Genomic DNA, 15,753 nt, shown 5'->3' on the forward strand with positions numbered 1-15,753 from the left:
TCCCCACGTGCGTTTCCGCGCGGAACGAAACGTGCTTACCTCCGGCGTAAAGCGCGGCCTTCTGGCGGCCGCGCTTGCATCGATCCGCGGCGCCGGCCCCCCATGGCAGGCGGCCCTCCGGCCGTGCCCACAGCCGGCGCCCCGACGCTGAAACGCACTACGTTGAGCGACTCCATCCGCACCGACGTCTCCGGCGCCGCGCTGGCCGTTGCCGATCCACTGCAGGTACGCGCCAACAAGCTCGACCTGCTGGAGCGACTGGCCGACGCCCTGGCGCACGAGATCAAGAACCCGCTGCACTCCATGGTCATCAACCTGGAGGTGCTCAAGCGGCGGCTGGCGCGCCTTCCGGGCGACGCGGGCGCCGACGTGCTGCGCTACGCCACCGTGCTGGGCGAAGAGCTGGACCGGGTGAACCAGCGCATCGAGCTGCTGCTTCGCCTGTCGCGCCCCGAGCGCTCCGGGCCCGAAGACACCACGCTCAACGAGCTGCTGGACGAGGTGATGGAGCTGGTGAGCCTCGAGGCGCGGCACCGCGAGGCGCGCGTGGAGTACCAGCGCGGTGAACGGATGACGCGGGTGCGGCTGGGCCGCCAGGCCGCGCGCCAGATCATCCTGAACCTGGTGCTGGACGCGCTGGACAGCTTGCGGGGCGGAGACACGCTGCGCATCGTTGTGGGCGAGGAGGACGGACGCGCGGTGATGACCGTGACGGGCCCTCCGTCGTCAGAAGGGGGCGAGCGGCTTGCGGTGGCCGCGGCCCTGGCCGAGGCGGCCGGCGGCCGTGTGGACACCGACGGGTCCGAGCGCACCCTGGCGCTGCCGTCGGGCGGAACGCACTAGCCAAGCCTACGTGCTTTTACGCCAACGGGTTGACCGCGGCTTGCGGTCGCCCGTATCTTGATGGGTTGCGCAATCGACGAATTCCCTGGACGAAATACGGGCATGGCTGAAAAGATCCTGGTAGCCGACGACGAAAAGCACATCGCCGAAGGCCTGCAGATGCTGCTGGCCGATGAAGGCTACGAGGTTGATACCGCCACGGACGGCACCGCCGCGTGGAAGCTGGCTCAGGACGGCGAGTACGGCGTCGTCCTGGCGGACCTGCGCATGCCCGAGGTGGACGGCCTGGAGCTGTTCTCGCGCATGCGCAAGGCGGGGATCGCGTCGGAGATGATCATCATCACCGGCGAAGGGTCGGTCGAGAGCGCCAAGGAAGCCATGCGCCAGGGTGCGTACGACTACCTTGAAAAGCCGCTCAAGATCGACCGCCTCAAGGAGCTCATCCCCAAGGCGCTGGAGAAGTTCCAGGTCAAGCAGGCCAACCGCCAGCTTGAGCAGCGGCTGAGCAACCTTACCCGTTTTGGCGACCTCATCGGCCAGTCCGAGGAGATGAAGTCCATCTACGGGATGATCGAGGCGGCGGCGCCCACGGGTGCCAGCATCATGATCGTGGGCGAGAGCGGCACCGGCAAGGAGCTGGTGGCGCGCGCCATCCACGACAAGAGCAACCGCGCCAAGGGGCCGTTCATCGCCATCAACTGCGCCGCCTTCCCCCGCGAGATCCTGGAGAACGAGCTTTTCGGCCACGAGAAGGGCGCGTTCACGGGGGCCATCAACGAAAAGCAGGGGTGCTTCGAGCTGGCGGACGGCGGCACGCTGTTCCTGGACGAGGTGGCCGAGATGGAGCCCGACATCCAGGTAAAGTTCCTGCGGGCCCTGGAGCAGCGCTCGTTCCGGCGGCTGGGCGGCAAAAAGGAGATCAGCGTGGACATCCGCGTGGTCTCGGCCACCAACAAGCACATCAACAAGGCCATCGACGAAGGCAAGCTGCGCGAGGACCTGTTCCACCGCCTTGCCGTGATCCCGCTGTTTCTGCCGCCGCTGCGCGACCGCCGCGGCGACGTGCGGCTGCTGGCCGAATCGTTCCTGCGCCGCTTTGCCGAGGAGAACGGCAAGAAGCACCTCAAGTCGTTCGCGCCCGAGGCGCTGGAGTTCATCAACGCGTACCGCTGGCCGGGCAACGTGCGCGAGCTGAAGAACGCGCTGGAGCGGGCGGTGATCTTTGCCCGCGGCGAGCAGATCACGCTTACGGACCTGCGCGCGCACGAGCTCATCATGAGCGAGGACCGCGAGATCCGCATTCCGGTGGGCACCTCGCTGCAGCAGGTGGAGCGCACGCTGGTGCTCAAGACCTTCTCCTTTACCGAGGGCGACCACCATCGGGCCGCCACCATGCTGGGGATCGAGGAAGAAGAGCTGCGCAACCGCCTGAACATGCTTGTCGCCGGCGAGGTCGCCGTCGCGAGCTGACGCGTGTGGCCGTGTCGAGCCAGAAGCCGCGCACCGGAGCCTCCCGGTGCGCGGCTTTTGCTTTGTGGTCGCTTGCGAACGCCGCGGCCCTGATTTGCCTGAGGCCCGCTGTCACCCTGAGAGAGCGCACACCCATAACTTCTATGACAACCAAAGGCTGCGCGCGACCGAAGGATCTCTGTCGGGTCGCGCAAGGCCCAGCCCTCGGAGCCGTTCAAGTCCCCGGGTCAGGCAGACGAGATCCTTCGGTGCGCGCAGGTGGTTGTGATGGTTCACGTTCCGGGTGGCGCTCCCTCAGGCTCAGGAAGTCAACGGCGGCTCGTGGATTCCGGAGCCCCTCCGCACACATCGTATCTGCACGACTGGCATTGCTGTCCAGCGCGCTTCGCCCGGCGAAGTCCGATGCGCGGCTTCTTGATGCCGTTCCGTTTGGAGGGGCGGGGGGGATGATGTAAGTTGCCGGGTGCGCGGAGTGCGAGTCTTGCGATTCCGGCTCCGCTCAGGCGCTTCGCTGGAGCAACGACACTTCTGGAGGTGGCGGATGGCGATGATGGACGAGCTGGTGCAGCAGATCGCGACGCGGGCCAACCTGCCCCCCGACAAGGCGATGCAGGCGGCGCGCACCGCCATCGAGTTCCTGGACGGCAAGCTGCCCCCGCCGGTGGGCGGCAACCTGCACCGGCTGCTGGGCGAAGGCGGCGGCGAGGGCGGCGGCCCCGACGTAGGCGACATCGCCGGCAAGCTGGGCGGCCTCTTCGGCCGCTGACCTCACACTTGTCGACACGGGCCGGCCCACGCGCGGGCCGGCCCTGCTCCATTCCACACCCGTTCCCCCTCCGCACGCGATGAATCCCGAAGTCCTGAACGCGGCCCGCACCGCCTTTCCGCCCAGCACCGGCACCGTAACGCTGGGCGCGGTGGTGCACGAGGGCGCCTGCCATCCAGAACCCGTCATCACCCTGCCGCTGTCCATGCTCAACCGGCATGGCCTGATCGCCGGCGCCACGGGGACGGGAAAGACCAAGACGCTGCAGCTGATCGCGGAGCAGCTGTCCGTGGCCGGCGTCCCCGTCTTTCTAAGCGACGTGAAGGGGGACCTGAGCGGCATCGCCACCGCGGGGGAGGAGAGCGAGCGGGTGAGGCAGCGGGCCGCGGACACCGGCCACGCCTGGAAGGCCGCGGGGATGCCGGTGGAGTTCCTGAGCCTGTCCGGCGCGGTGGGCGCGCAGATGCGGGCGACGGTTTCGTCGTTCGGGCCGCTGCTGCTGTCCAAGGTTCTGGGGCTGAACGAGACGCAGAGCAGCGTGCTGACGCTGGTCTTTGAATACTGCGACGACAAGGGGCTGCTGCTGCTGGACCTCTCCGATCTGCGGGCCGTGCTCACCTACCTGAGCGGCGAGGGCGCGGCGGAGCTGAAGAGCTACGGCGGGATGTCGAAGGCGACGGTGGGCGTGCTGCTGCGGGAGCTGATCGAGCTCGAGGCGCAGGACGCGGAGCGCTTTTTCGGAGAGCCGGAGTTTGACCTGGACGACCTGCTGCGCACGGCGGCGGATGGGCGGGGGATCGTAAGCGTGCTGGAGCTGCAGGACGTGCAGGACAAGCCCGTGCTCTTCAGCACCTTCATGCTGTGGATGCTGGCCACGCTGTACCACACGCTCCCCGAGGTGGGCGACGTGGACAAGCCGAAGCTCGTCTTCTTCTTCGACGAGGCGCACCTGCTGTTCGACAACGCCAGCAAGGCGCTCAAGGACCAGGTGGAGCAGGTGGTGCGGCTGATCCGCAGCAAGGGGGTGGGCGTGTTCTTTATCACCCAGAACCCGCGCGACGTGCCCGCGGAGATCCTGGGGCAGCTGGGCCACCGCGTGCAGCACGCCCTGCGCGCCTTTACGCCGGACGACGAACAGGCGCTGCGCTCGGCCGCGCGGACGTTCCCCAAGACGACGTTCTACGACGTGGAGGAGACGCTGACCACGCTGGGGATTGGCGAGGCGCTGGTGACCACGCTGTCGCCCAACGGCGTGCCCACGCAGCCGTTCGCCACGCGGCTGGTGCCGCCCTCGTCGCGGATGGGGCCGCTGACGGCGGACGAGCTGCGGCAGCGGTTGGCGGAGAGCGGGCAGGTGCGCAAGTACGCGGAGATGATCGACCGCGAGAGCGCGCGGGAGATGCTGGAGGCGCGGATGGCCGAGGCGCAGGAAGAAGAGCAGTCGCGCGACGACGTTCGCGAGGCGGCGCGGCGCGCGGACCGCACCCCGCGCCGCTCGTCGGCTGACGACGATTACGAAGCGCGCTCGCGAAGCACCGGCCGCAACCGGGCACAGAAGAGCACGCTGGAAAAGGTTCTTAGCTCGCCCACCTCCAAGCAGTTCGCGCGGACGCTGGCGCGGGGCCTGATGGGTGCGCTGCTGGGGGGGCGCGGGCGCAGGTAGCAGCTGGGAGCAGAACGGGAGCATTTGTTTCGCGGGAATCCGTATCCCAGCCGCTCAACTTGGCACAAGCCCTGAACATAGGCGCGTCCCGAGCTGGAACAGATGGCCGGTGCTTCGGGGAATCTTTGGTGGCATGGCGATTGCTTTTTTGCCGGGCAGGGCGGTGGAAGGGCAATCGCGTCTCGCGGGGGGACGCCGCACCGGGAGGTTGCTGAGGATGGCGGCACAACGCATACTCGTCATCGAGGACGAGGCAGGTGCGCGCGAGGCGCTCAAGAGCCTGCTCGACGAGGAGGGCTACACCGTGGCTACGGCCGAAAGCGGGCTGCGCGGGCTGGAACGCGTAAGCGACTTTCACCCCGACACCGTGGTGTGCGACTTCTATCTGCCCGACATCGACGGGCTGCAGGTGCTGCGCGCGGTGCGGGCGCTTTCGGAGAGCGGGATCACGGTGATCGTGATCACGGCCGGGTGTGGAGGGGACGAGGCGGAAAAGACGCTACGGAGCGAAGCCGACTTTTTCTTTCAGAAGCCGCTGGACCTGCGCCGGTTTCGCGACGTGCTGCAGAGCTCCCGGGGCAACGGAACGGCCCGGGCGGCGGTCGCGGTGTAACGCTCCGACACGTCCGCCGCGCCCGGCGCGGCTTTCGCACCCTCTCTCACCCGCGTGAGGGAGGGTGCGTACGTGAGGGCGGGGCTCGGGCCCTCACCCCGGCTGGGGCCCTCACCCCGGTTCGTTCCTCGCCTGCCCCTCTCCCACAAACTGCGTGGGAGAGGGGATATACGGCACGGGCTGTGGTGCGCCGCGAGAGTTGGGTGCGGGGTGGTGAGCGGCCCCCCTCCCCGGCCCTCCCCCACAAACTGCGTGGGGGGGGGGAGGTGCGACGCACCTTTGGGCGGTTGCGTGAGGGATGCGCGCCCGCAGGGCCGAGAACCCGGCGCGCATGCACGGACGCCCGAGGGAACGCGCACCCGCCGGTGAGCGCCGGGGGCTCGGCGCACTTGGGCACAGTTGTATCGTGCCCTGGTGCGCGCGCAGCCCGGCCCGGAGCGCAGCGGAGGGACACGCCCAAAGCCGCGGTTTTGCCGTCGTCGGACACACACGCGTTCAGATCCACCATCCACCGAAAGCCCGACCATGCGCCAGGAAGACGAAGAAGAGTACGAGGTGGTGATCGAGGAGCGCGGCGGGTTTGGCACCTTTCTGCTGGGCGCGCTGCTGGGCGCCGGCGTGGCGCTGCTGCTGGCGCCCCGCAGCGGCCGCGAGACGCAGGCGGAGCTGGCGCGGGCGCTGAGCGGGGTGCGCGAGGCGGCGGACGGGCCCGTGGATGGTACGCGGCAGTCGGTGGCCGGGCTGGTGACCCGCGTGCGCGGCGGGTTTACGGGGCGGCTGGACGAGGTGCGCGCGGCGGTGGACGACCGCGTGGACCGCGTGCGCGGCGCGGTGGACGAAGGGCGGCTGGCGGCCACGCAGGCGCGCGTGGAGCTTCGCCGGCGCGTGGACGAGGCCAAGGCGGCGTATCGCACCAACCGCGGGCCGGCGCCGTCGGGGCCGCGCATGGTGCGGGCGGTGGCGCCGGCGGAGGCGGCCACGGACGAAGTGGTGGTGACGGAAACCGTCGTCGAGCGCGACGCGGGGGACCTTGCGCGCTGAGGGCCGCGCGTTGACGGGGTCTCGCGCGGTGCGGTAGCTTTGTCGCATGTCCGACCGCGCGCCCGAGGGTAGAGCATCCGTCGTGTGGAGGGCCGCCCGTGCGGCCCTTTCGCGCATGTCACGCGGCGGGCTGGACTTCAGCCGCCGGGTGTACCTCAAGGCGGGCGACGACGACATCTTCTTTCTGGCCGGCGGGATCGCCTTCAACCTGCTGCTGGCGGCGCTTCCGTTTCTGCTGCTGATGATCGCCGTCTTCGGCTTTGTGCTCAAGCGCGCCGTGGACGACCCGGAGCAGGCGGCGGTCAACTACGTGCTCTCCATCCTTCCCCCTTCGCAGCGCATCGTGGTGCTTACGCGCACGCTGGTGCGCGAGGTGGTGGCGGGGCGCACGCAGTTTGGCGTGATCGGCCTGGTCCTGTTCGTCTGGACCTCCACGCGGCTGTTCGGATCGCTGCGGTCGGTGCTCAAGCACATCTTTGACCTGCCCGAAGAGCGCCCCATCGTGGCGGGAAAGATCTTCGACCTGCAGATGGTGCTGGTGGCGGGCACGCTGTTCGTGCTGAACACGGGCACCACCATCATGGTAGAAGCGGCGCAGTCGTACGGGGTGGAGTGGCTGGGGCTGGCGGGGCGCGAGGAGTGGGAGATCCTGCAGCGGGCATCGGCGCGGCTGCTGGCGTTCGGATTCATCCTCCTGGCCTTCGTGCTCATCTACCGCTACCTGCCGCTGCGCAAGACGCCGTGGCGCATCGCGGTGGTGGCGGCGGTGTTCACGTCGGTCGTGTGGGAGATGCTGAAGGGCGCGTTCGCCTGGTACGTATCCACAGTGGCCGACTATCGGACCACGTATGGCACGCTGGCCACCCTGGTCCTTCTGGTGCTTTGGGTGTACTACTCGGCGATCGTGTTTGTGCTGGGAGGCGAGGTGGCGCAGGTATACGATCTGCTCCGCAGGCGGAGGAAACAGCGGGAGCTGCTGGAATGAAGAGGAGTGCGAAAGTGATGAAGTACGAGAGTACGGGGGTACGAAAGTACGTGGGGATGATGCTTGGCATCCTCGCCGTGCTGGTGTTCGGGGTGGCGGATGCGCAGGCGCAGGGGATGCCGGGGGCGCCGCTGGCGCTGGCGCACGGGGTGGAGCGGGACGGCGCGGCGCGCTACCGCGACCCGCCGATCGGCGCGGAGGGGCGCTACATCGTGGTGTCGCTGGAGGAGAACCGGCTGTACCTGATGGAAGAAGAGCGGGTGATCTGGTCCACCATCGTGGGCACGGGCACCGGCACGCGCCTGGAAGGGGCCGGTCAGGAGTGGGATTTCTCTACGCCGCGCGGCATGTTTCGCGTGCAGCGCAAGGAAAAGAACCCGCGCTGGTACGTTCCCGACTGGGCCTACATCGAGCGCGGCGAGCGCATCCCCGACGTGGACGACCCCAAGCGCTGGGAAGAGGGGATGCTGGGGACCACGGCGCTCTTCGTGGGGGAAGGCATTGCGCTGCACGGCACCAACAAGCCCGAGCTGCTGGGCCAGAACGTGAGTCACGGCTGCATCCGCATGACCAACGAAGCGGCACGCATGCTGTACCACGAGGTAGAGGTCGGGACCGCGGTGTTCATCTACTGAGGGAACAGCAGGGAATAGGGAACAGGCAATAGGGAATAGCCTGCAACGGCACCCGTTTCCTCGTACCACTTTCGCACTCTCGTACTTTCGCACTTCCCGATGGCAGAAGCGAAGACCGGCGGCGACCGCATCGCCGTGCAGAACCGCAGGGCCCGGCATGAATACCACGTGCTGGACACCTGGGAGGCGGGGATCGTGCTGCAGGGCACCGAAGTGAAGTCGCTGCGCGACGGCAAGGCCAACCTGCAGGACTCGTTCGCGCGGCTGGACCACCGCGGCGAGCTGTGGCTGCACAACCTGCACATCTCGCCGTACGAGATGGGCAACCGCTTCAACCACGACCCGCTGCGCCCCCGCAAGCTGCTGATGCACCGCAACGAACTGCGCCGGCTGGTGGGGCAGGTGGAGCAGAAGGGGCTTACGCTGGTGCCGCTGGACCTGCACTTTTCCAACGGCCTGGCCAAGGTGAACCTGGCCCTGGTGCGCGGAAAGCAGCTGCACGACAAGCGCGAGACGCTCAAGGAGCGCGCCGACCAGCGCGACGTGGAACGCGCCTACAAGAACCGGGACGACTGAGCATGACCAGGGATCCTCGGATGCGACTTCTCGCAGTTCTCCTTCTCGTTCTTCTCCCCTACCACCCCCGGTTTCTCCCCGCCCAGCCCGCGCCGCAGACGTGGCGGCTGGTGCTGGGCGCCGAGACGTCGCTGGTGGCCGAAACCACGGCCCGTGGCTACGCGGCGTTCCCCGTTTCCGCGCTCATTTCGCTGGGCGCGCAGCTGGGCTACGGCGGCGGCGAGGTGACGGCGCGGTTCGGCGCGCGCGAGATCCGCTTTCGCCTGGACTCGCCGGAGGTGCTGGCGGATGGCCGCGCGCTGACGATGGCGAACGCGGTCTACGCGGCGGACGGCGTGGTGTACGTTCCCGCGGAGTTCCTGTCCGCCATCCTGCCGCAGGCGGCGCCCGGCGCGGTCCTGGTGGATGCGGGCGCTCGGACGGTGCGGGTAGACGCGGCGGCGCTGGCGACGCTCCCCGCGGCGCCGGCACCCGTGGCGCCCTCCGTCGCGCTGCCGCAGCCGGGGCCGCAGCAGCGGCGGCTGGTGGTGATCGACGCGGGGCACGGCGGGGTGGACCCGGGTGCGGTGGGGCCCAACGGCACGCGGGAAAAGGACATCAACCTGCAGGTGGCCCGGCGCGTGGTAGAGATTCTGCGCCAGGATCCCACGCTGGACGTGCGCCTTACCCGCAACCGCGACACGCTGATCGCGCTGCGCGACCGTGCGCGGTTCGCCAACAGCTGGCGGGGAGAAGGGCAGCCGGCGCTGTTCATGTCCATCCACTGCAACGCGCACCCGCTGCGCTCCGAAACCGGGTACGAGACGTTCTTTCTCTCCGACGCCCGCACGGCGGACGCGCGGCGGGTGCAGCAGATGGAGGACGCGGCGGAGCAGTTCGAGGAGCAGAGCGGCGGGCCGCGCGGGCCGCTGGACTTTATCATGAGCGACCTGCGCCAGAACCAGTACCTGCGCGAAAGCAGCGACCTGGCGGCGCTTGTCCAGGACCGGCTGCGCCAGGTGCACTCCGGCCCCAACCGCGGCGTAAAGCAGGCCGGGTTCGCGGTGCTGGTGGGCGCGTTCATGCCGGCGGTGCTGGTGGAGCTGGGTTTCATCTCCAACCGCACGGAAGAGCAGATGCTGCGCGACCCGAACCAGCAGGACACCTTCGCGCGGCAGCTGGCCACCAGCGTGCAGGACTTTTTCCGCGCCACGGCGGGGCGGACGGCGCAGACGGGGAATTAGGCGGATCGGCGGAGGTGGATCGGCGGAGGGCGGTGTGCGGTCGGGTGAGGTGCCGATCCGCCCGCAAGGGCGAATGAATTCGCTGCAACAACTACACAAAGTCCGCCTGCGCGGACTCGGCGGCCGGAGCGTGTACGGCGTTCCAGGCGGCGGCGCGTCCGCAACCGGGTCATCCACCGGATTCGAAGCGCGGGGGATTGCGCTGCGCGTAACCCACTGCCGTCAAACGTCTTGGGCCGTGGAGATCCAGCGGTGACCGTCCTCTCAGGGTTCGGGCGACAGTCCTGTGTGGCGGACAGTTGGCTGCAGCGTCAGATACAGGCGGTGCGACGCAGACGGGGACGGATCGTCCCGCAGCCGTTGACGTTTTGGTCCGCGGCGGCACGTTTTACTTGGGACGGCCCGCAAATCGCCTTGTCCAGCGCTGAACCTCCCGGCTACTCCGAAGCGATCCCCCGATCCATGTGACGATGCCGTTCTCCAACGGACCGCTGGATAGATGAAGACCAACCGCATTTTCCCCCTCCTCGTGGCGCTGCTGATGGGCTTGCTTGCTCCCGGCGGACTGGCGGCGCAGCAGGACGCGTCGTCGCTGGCGGGCTTTGTGGCCAACGTGTCGCGGCTGTGGGCCGCGGGCGACGCGGACGGCATTGTGGCGCTGGCGCCGGCGGACGGGCGCATTCTGCTGGACCTGGCCGGCGAGGGGCCGGGCGAGGTACAGCCGCGCAACGCCGCCGCGGCGCTCCGCCGCCTGTTCGGCGAGCGCGAGAACGTGAGCGTGCGCGCCAGCCGCGTCACCGTCTCCGGCGGCACGCCGCTGCGCGGGTTCGGCGAGCTGACGTGGATCGCGCGGCCGCGCGGCGTGACGGACACGCTGTCGTCCGTCGTCTACATCGGCGCGGTGTGGGAAGACGGGGGGTGGCACATCCGCGAATTGCGGGTACTGCGGTAGAGAGCGAACTCAACCCCCTTTTAACGTCCTCCATAGTGGACGTTTGGTCCACAAACGGACGCAGAGACGCCGGGAGATACATTCTCCCGGCGTTTTTGCGTGCTCACCCTCGCGGATGCACGTACCCGCTTGCGTAGCAGTACGAGCGGTGGTGACGCGGATCCATGGGCACGGGTGTATCGAATCGTTCAACAATGACTCAAATAGGATGATCCACAGATGCCTCGCTGTGTCCCGCATCTCCTGCTTCTCTGCAGGCGGGACTGTCACATTCTGTTTGCCCGTGCATCGGATCGGAGCATGTAAATCGTTGTGTGTATCAGATTTAGAGAAATTATTTATCTTGACCAGAGGTGCTGAAAAGAGGGAGATTCAGAGTGTTCGTGCAGGACATCATCTTCCTTTTTCAACGCCCCCGCAGGGGGAGAAAGGCCGGTTCACATGGCACTCGATTGGCCCAACACGCTGCCCCTCTCCGGCTTGGACAAGCTGCGCATCGAGGCCGCGGTCGACCAGTCGCTCCGGTCGCGGCTGATCAGCGATCCGGCCGGGGTGCTGCAGGAGCACGGCATCTCGGTGCCCGAGGGCGTGCGCGTGAACGTGGTGGAGGACAGCCGCGACACGCACACCATCACCCTGCCCCCATTCGTGGGAAGTGACACGTCGGAGCGGTCGCTCAAGGCGTCGGCGTCGTCGTCGCAGACGTGGGAGTGCACCACCTGCACGACCACCACGCCCATCTGCATCGGGTCACTGGCTTCGCTGACCTGCACGGCAACCAAGTAGGCCGGGCCGGAGGGGGAGGGGCACGCGCTTCTCCCCCTCCGGCGATTCGCAGGGACTCTCGTTCTCCTTCACCCGCGACCCCACGGTTCCCGTGACCGACCTCCTTGTCGAGCTTCCGTCCGCCCGGACACGCATCCCCGCTGTCCGCATCTCCCCGCCGACGCAGTTGCCGGTGGAGCTGGACGACGCCATTCGCCTGGCCGGCGAGCTGATCATCCCCGAGCTGCTGGCCGACCGGCTGGCGACGGCCCGGCGCGAGCTGGAGGCGCACGCCGCGCGCCGTGGGTGGTGCGTGGAGCCGTCGACGCTGGAGGACATGACGGGGTGGCTGCGGCAGATGCTGGCACGGCTCACCAATCTGGTGGTGCTGCAGCGCTTCTCCAGTTTTCACCTGGTACGCAACCCCCTCTGGCGCCCCATCGAGGCGCCACCGGGCGACGCCCCCGCCGGTGCTCCGCGCGACGTGCTGGAAGCATACGTGGCGTGGGAAAAGGTGGAGCGGCTGCTGTCGGAAGACGGGCCGTATCCCGAGCTTGGGCGCCTGCTGTCGGTGACGCTGCACCGTGACGCGATTGCGGCGCTGTGCGGATGCACCCCGGCCACGCTGGGGCCGCTTACGGGGGCGCGCTTCGGCATCTCCGACCCGCACGGCGGCGGGCGCACGGCGGCGGTGCTTTCGTTCGGCGCGCGGCGGGTGATCTACAAGCCGCGCTCCGTGGACGGCGAGGCGGGATGGGCCGAGATCGCCGGCCGCGTGGTTCGCGAGGGGCTGGGGCTGCCGTCGTACCAGGCAGGCGTGGCGGCGCTGGACGGATACGGGTTCATGGAGATGGTGCGGGATGAGCCGTGCAAAGACGAGGAGGGCGTGCGGCGCTGCTACCGGCGCTACGGCGCGGTGATCGCCACGGCGCACGCGCTGGGCACCTGCGACCTGCACCACGAGAACGTGGTGGTCACCGGCGAGCACCCGGTGGTGGTGGACGCGGAGCCGCTGTTTCGCGCCCGGCTGGGGCTTTCACCGCAGGGGCAGGACCGGCTCGATTTCGAACGCAACCTGTCGATGGACGGGCTGGAGGTGCGCGAGTCGGTGCTGGAGCTGGGGCTGCTGCCCCTGACCATGCGGTCGCCTCTTCCGCCCGAGGGGGAGGAGCGGCCGGAGTACGAGATCGGAGCGTTGTGCGCGTACGCGGGCGCACCCATCCGCGACCTGGTGCCGTGTGCCCGGGGCTCCGACGACCTGCAGATGCGGTACGTGGACGTGGCCGCGTCGCGCTTTCCCAACCTTCCCTCGCTGGCCGGCACGCCGCGGCTTCCCGAGGCGTACGTGGACGAGGTGGTGGAGGGGTTCGAGGTGGCGCACGCGTGGCTGCGCGCCCGGCGCGAGGAGTTCACCGGACCGGGCGGCGTGCTGGAGCGTATGGCCGGGCTGCGGGTGCGCATGCTGGCCCGCCCCACCATGGACTACGTTTCCGTGCTTTCCCGTTCCATCAGCCCCGAGGCCATGCGCTCGCTCGCGGCCCGCGTGGCGCGGGTGGAGGCGGACCTGGGGATCCTGGGCGGCACGCGCTTCGACACGGTGGACGACCTTGCCGCCGCCGAGGCCGCCAGCCTGCTGGCGGGGGACATCCCCCGGCTGGAGTTGCGCGCCGGGGGGACGCGGTCGGGCGGGGCCGTGCTGCACGTGCCGCCGCTGGACGCCGCGCGTGCCCGCTGGGGCGGGCTGGACGAGGTGGACCGGTCGCTGCAGGTGGTTTGCATCCGCGAGCGGCTGGCCCCGCGGCCGGTCAGCGCGCCGGCTGCGGAGGGGGAGCCGGGGCCGGCGCAACTGGAGCGGCACGGCGTGGAGGTAGCCGGGGCGCTGGTCTCCGCCAGCCGCCCGCACGACGGCGCCCCTTCCTGGGTGTATGCCGTGTACGCGCCCGGCGTGGGAACCACCATGGCGCACCGCGACCGCGAGTCGCTGTACGAGGGCGCGGCGGGGACCGCGGTGGCCGTCGCCGAGGCCGCCCGCGTGGCCGGCGAACGGACGTGGGCGCGCCTGGCGGTGGACGTGTTTCAGCCGCTGCTGCACGGCGCCACGCCGGAGAGCACGCGGCGCAGCGGGGGAATGGGGCGCGGGCTGGGCGGAGTGCTGTACGCCATGGCCCGCGTGGCCGACGCCACGGGTGAAGCCGCGCTGCTGGACACCGCGGTCCGCCTGGCCGTGGAGCACGGCCCCGCGCTGGCCGCGCGCGACGCGCTGGATGAGGTGCTGTATGGACGGGCGGGGCTGCTGCTTTCCGTGCTGGCGCTGCACGCCCGCCGCCCCGGCGAGCGGCTGCTGCGCGTGGCCGATGCGCTGGCCGGCGAGCTGCTGCGCCGGGCGTCGCGAACGTCGCGGGGGACGTGCTGGCCCGGCCCCGCCGGTGCGGGGATGCCCAACGTGAGCCACGGCACCTCGGGGGTGGCCATGGCCCTGGCGCGCTGGGCCGCCGTGCGCGGCGACGCGCGCGCCGCGGATGCCGCGCGCGACGCCCTGCGCTACGACGATGCGTTCTGGGTCGCGGAGGAGCGCGGCTGGATGGACGCGCGGCTGGAGGGCACCGATCCCGAGCAGCTTACCACCTGGGCGTGGTGCAACGGCCGCTCGGGCGCGTTGCTGGCCCGGCTGGCCGTATCGCGGGCTCTGGGCGACCCGTTCGTCGCCGGGTGCGCATGCGACGCGCTGCACGCGCACGCATCGGACGTGCTGGACGAGGTTTCGCCCGGCCTGTGCTGCGGTACGCCGGGCGTGGTGGACGCGCTGCTGCAGCTGCGGCCGCACGCCCACGGCACGGCGGTGGATGGACACCTGCAGGGCGCGGTGCGGCGGCTGGCGTGCGACACCCCCCGCAGCCAGTACTCCACGCTTACGGGCGCGCTCTTCACCGGCATGGCGGGAATGTCCTTCGCCCTGCTGCGCGCCGCGCGCCCGGACCGGGTGGCGCCGCTGCTCACCTTCGAATAGGGGCGTGGAGCCGCGCACGCGAACGCCGGTGGCGCGCGCTCGGCGACGGCTCCGGCTGGCGCGCGGGGTTGACCTCCGCGCGCGGGGGGGCTTACGTTCGGCGCGGGCGCCAGGCCCACGCGATCGCATCCATCGAGCCCTGACCCGACCGTCCCGACGCCGCTGATGATCCAGGCCGACTCCCTCTCGCTGCAGCAGATCCGGAACGAGTGGGCCGAGCGCTTCAACGGGCCCGAGCTGGCCGTTACGGGCGGAAGAATCCTCGTCGGGTTCGTGGTGGCGTGGATGGCGTACTGGGGGCTGATCCTGGTGCTGCGGCGCATCGAGGCGTCGCTGGCCAGCTCGTCGTCGGGCACCATCACCGCCCAGGAGCAGCGCACCCGCACGCTCATCAGCCTGCTGCGCAGCGTGGGCGTGGTGCTGATCGTCGTCCTCTTCATCTTCATGACGCTGGGCGCGCTGGGGGTGCAGCTGGGGCCCCTGCTGGCGGGCGCGGGCGTGCTGGGGCTGGCGGTTTCGTTCGGCGCGCAGTCGCTGGTCAAGGACGTGATCAGCGGGCTGTTCATGCTGTTCGAGAACCAGTTCGGCGTGGGCGACGTGATCCGCATCGAGGGGGTGAGCGGCGCGGTGGAGCAGATGACGCTGCGCGTGGTGGTGCTGCGCGACACGCACGGCGCCGTCCACATCGTCCCCAACGGGCAGATCACCAAGGTGAGCAACCTTACCCGCGGATGGTCGCGCGCGGTGCTGGACGTGGCGGTGGCGCACGCGGAGGATCCCGACCGCGCCATGGCGGCGTTGCGCGAGGTGGGTGAGGAGATGTACGAGGACCCGGCATGGAAGCCGCTGCTGGTGGAGCCGGTGCAGGTGCCGGGGATCGAGAACCTGACGGACGCGGCGGTGACCATTCGCGTGATGGCCAAGACGCTCCCGCTCAAGCAGTGGGACGTGGCGCGCGAGCTACGGCGCCGCATCAAGCTGCGCTTTGACCGCGACGGCATCGAGATTCCCCACGCCACGCAGACCATGTACTGGGGCGAGGGGCAGCAGCCGGTGCTCACCGCGCCCGCGCAGACGCCCGACCGCGATCCGGACGCCCTTACCCTTCCACCCGCGAAGACCGATGGCCGGCAGTAGCAGGCGATGTAGGCAGGCCCCGCGATAACACGCCGACGGGGCGCGGGCGGCCGGGGTGGCACATCGAGTGCTCCGCG

At 69.7% G+C, this 15,753-nt stretch carries 14 protein-coding genes; all 14 read left to right on the top strand.

Translation table 11 applies throughout. The features are described 5' to 3' along the window. Positions 1–162 precede the first annotated feature (162 nt). The 14 genes from ACOJUJ_RS03215 to ACOJUJ_RS03280 all read left to right on the top strand — a co-directional run bounded on the left by ACOJUJ_RS03215 (position 163) and on the right by ACOJUJ_RS03280 (position 15,676). The gene (locus tag ACOJUJ_RS03215; RefSeq protein WP_420125401.1) at positions 163–843 is read left to right on the top strand and encodes a histidine kinase dimerization/phospho-acceptor domain-containing protein; all 681 of its coding nucleotides are present in this window, start codon (positions 163–165) and stop codon (positions 841–843) included. Positions 844–945: 102 nt separating this feature from the next. Further along, a complete protein-coding gene (locus ACOJUJ_RS03220; RefSeq protein WP_420125402.1) occupies positions 946–2,313 on the top strand; it encodes a sigma-54-dependent transcriptional regulator in 1,368 nt (455 codons plus the stop codon). A gap of 541 nt (positions 2,314–2,854) precedes the next feature. Further along, positions 2,855–3,079 (top strand): hypothetical protein, encoded by a 225-nt coding sequence (locus tag ACOJUJ_RS03225; protein ID WP_420125403.1) that lies wholly within the window; start codon positions 2,855–2,857, stop codon positions 3,077–3,079. 79 nt (positions 3,080–3,158) lie between these two features. Further along, positions 3,159–4,742: a helicase HerA-like domain-containing protein gene (locus ACOJUJ_RS03230; protein WP_420125404.1), complete on the top strand. Its 1,584-nt coding sequence runs from the start codon at positions 3,159–3,161 to the stop codon at positions 4,740–4,742. A gap of 217 nt (positions 4,743–4,959) precedes the next feature. After that, on the top strand, positions 4,960–5,355 hold the full coding sequence (locus ACOJUJ_RS03235) for a response regulator (protein WP_420125405.1): 396 nt from the start codon (positions 4,960–4,962) through the stop codon (positions 5,353–5,355). 525 nt (positions 5,356–5,880) lie between these two features. Then, positions 5,881–6,396 (top strand): YtxH domain-containing protein, encoded by a 516-nt coding sequence (locus ACOJUJ_RS03240; RefSeq protein WP_420125406.1) that lies wholly within the window; start codon positions 5,881–5,883, stop codon positions 6,394–6,396. A gap of 115 nt (positions 6,397–6,511) precedes the next feature. Next, a complete protein-coding gene (locus ACOJUJ_RS03245) occupies positions 6,512–7,381 on the top strand; it encodes a YihY/virulence factor BrkB family protein (RefSeq protein WP_420125407.1) in 870 nt (289 codons plus the stop codon). A 17-nt stretch (positions 7,382–7,398) separates the two neighbouring features. Continuing rightward, the gene (locus ACOJUJ_RS03250) at positions 7,399–8,016 is read left to right on the top strand and encodes a L,D-transpeptidase (protein WP_420125408.1); all 618 of its coding nucleotides are present in this window, start codon (positions 7,399–7,401) and stop codon (positions 8,014–8,016) included. A 99-nt stretch (positions 8,017–8,115) separates the two neighbouring features. After that, positions 8,116–8,592, top strand: coding sequence for an SsrA-binding protein SmpB (gene smpB, locus ACOJUJ_RS03255; protein WP_420125409.1), 477 nt, complete (start codon positions 8,116–8,118; stop codon positions 8,590–8,592). Positions 8,593–8,612: 20 nt separating this feature from the next. Then, the gene (locus tag ACOJUJ_RS03260) at positions 8,613–9,815 is read left to right on the top strand and encodes an N-acetylmuramoyl-L-alanine amidase (RefSeq protein ID WP_420125410.1); all 1,203 of its coding nucleotides are present in this window, start codon (positions 8,613–8,615) and stop codon (positions 9,813–9,815) included. 499 nt (positions 9,816–10,314) lie between these two features. Continuing rightward, a complete protein-coding gene (locus ACOJUJ_RS03265) occupies positions 10,315–10,767 on the top strand; it encodes a hypothetical protein (RefSeq protein WP_420125411.1) in 453 nt (150 codons plus the stop codon). Between the two features lie 441 nt (positions 10,768–11,208). After that, on the top strand, positions 11,209–11,553 hold the full coding sequence (locus ACOJUJ_RS03270; RefSeq protein ID WP_420125412.1) for a hypothetical protein: 345 nt from the start codon (positions 11,209–11,211) through the stop codon (positions 11,551–11,553). A gap of 91 nt (positions 11,554–11,644) precedes the next feature. Then, complete coding sequence (lanM, locus tag ACOJUJ_RS03275; RefSeq protein ID WP_420125413.1) at positions 11,645–14,539, top strand: type 2 lanthipeptide synthetase LanM; 2,895 nt, start codon at positions 11,645–11,647, stop codon at positions 14,537–14,539. A gap of 165 nt (positions 14,540–14,704) precedes the next feature. After that, entirely contained in the window at positions 14,705–15,676 is a 972-nt protein-coding gene (locus tag ACOJUJ_RS03280; protein ID WP_420125414.1) for a mechanosensitive ion channel family protein, read from the top strand. Positions 15,677–15,753 lie beyond the last annotated feature (77 nt).

The organism is Longimicrobium sp., from assembly GCF_048594345.1.
Lineage (GTDB): Bacteria > Gemmatimonadota > Gemmatimonadetes > Longimicrobiales > Longimicrobiaceae > Longimicrobium.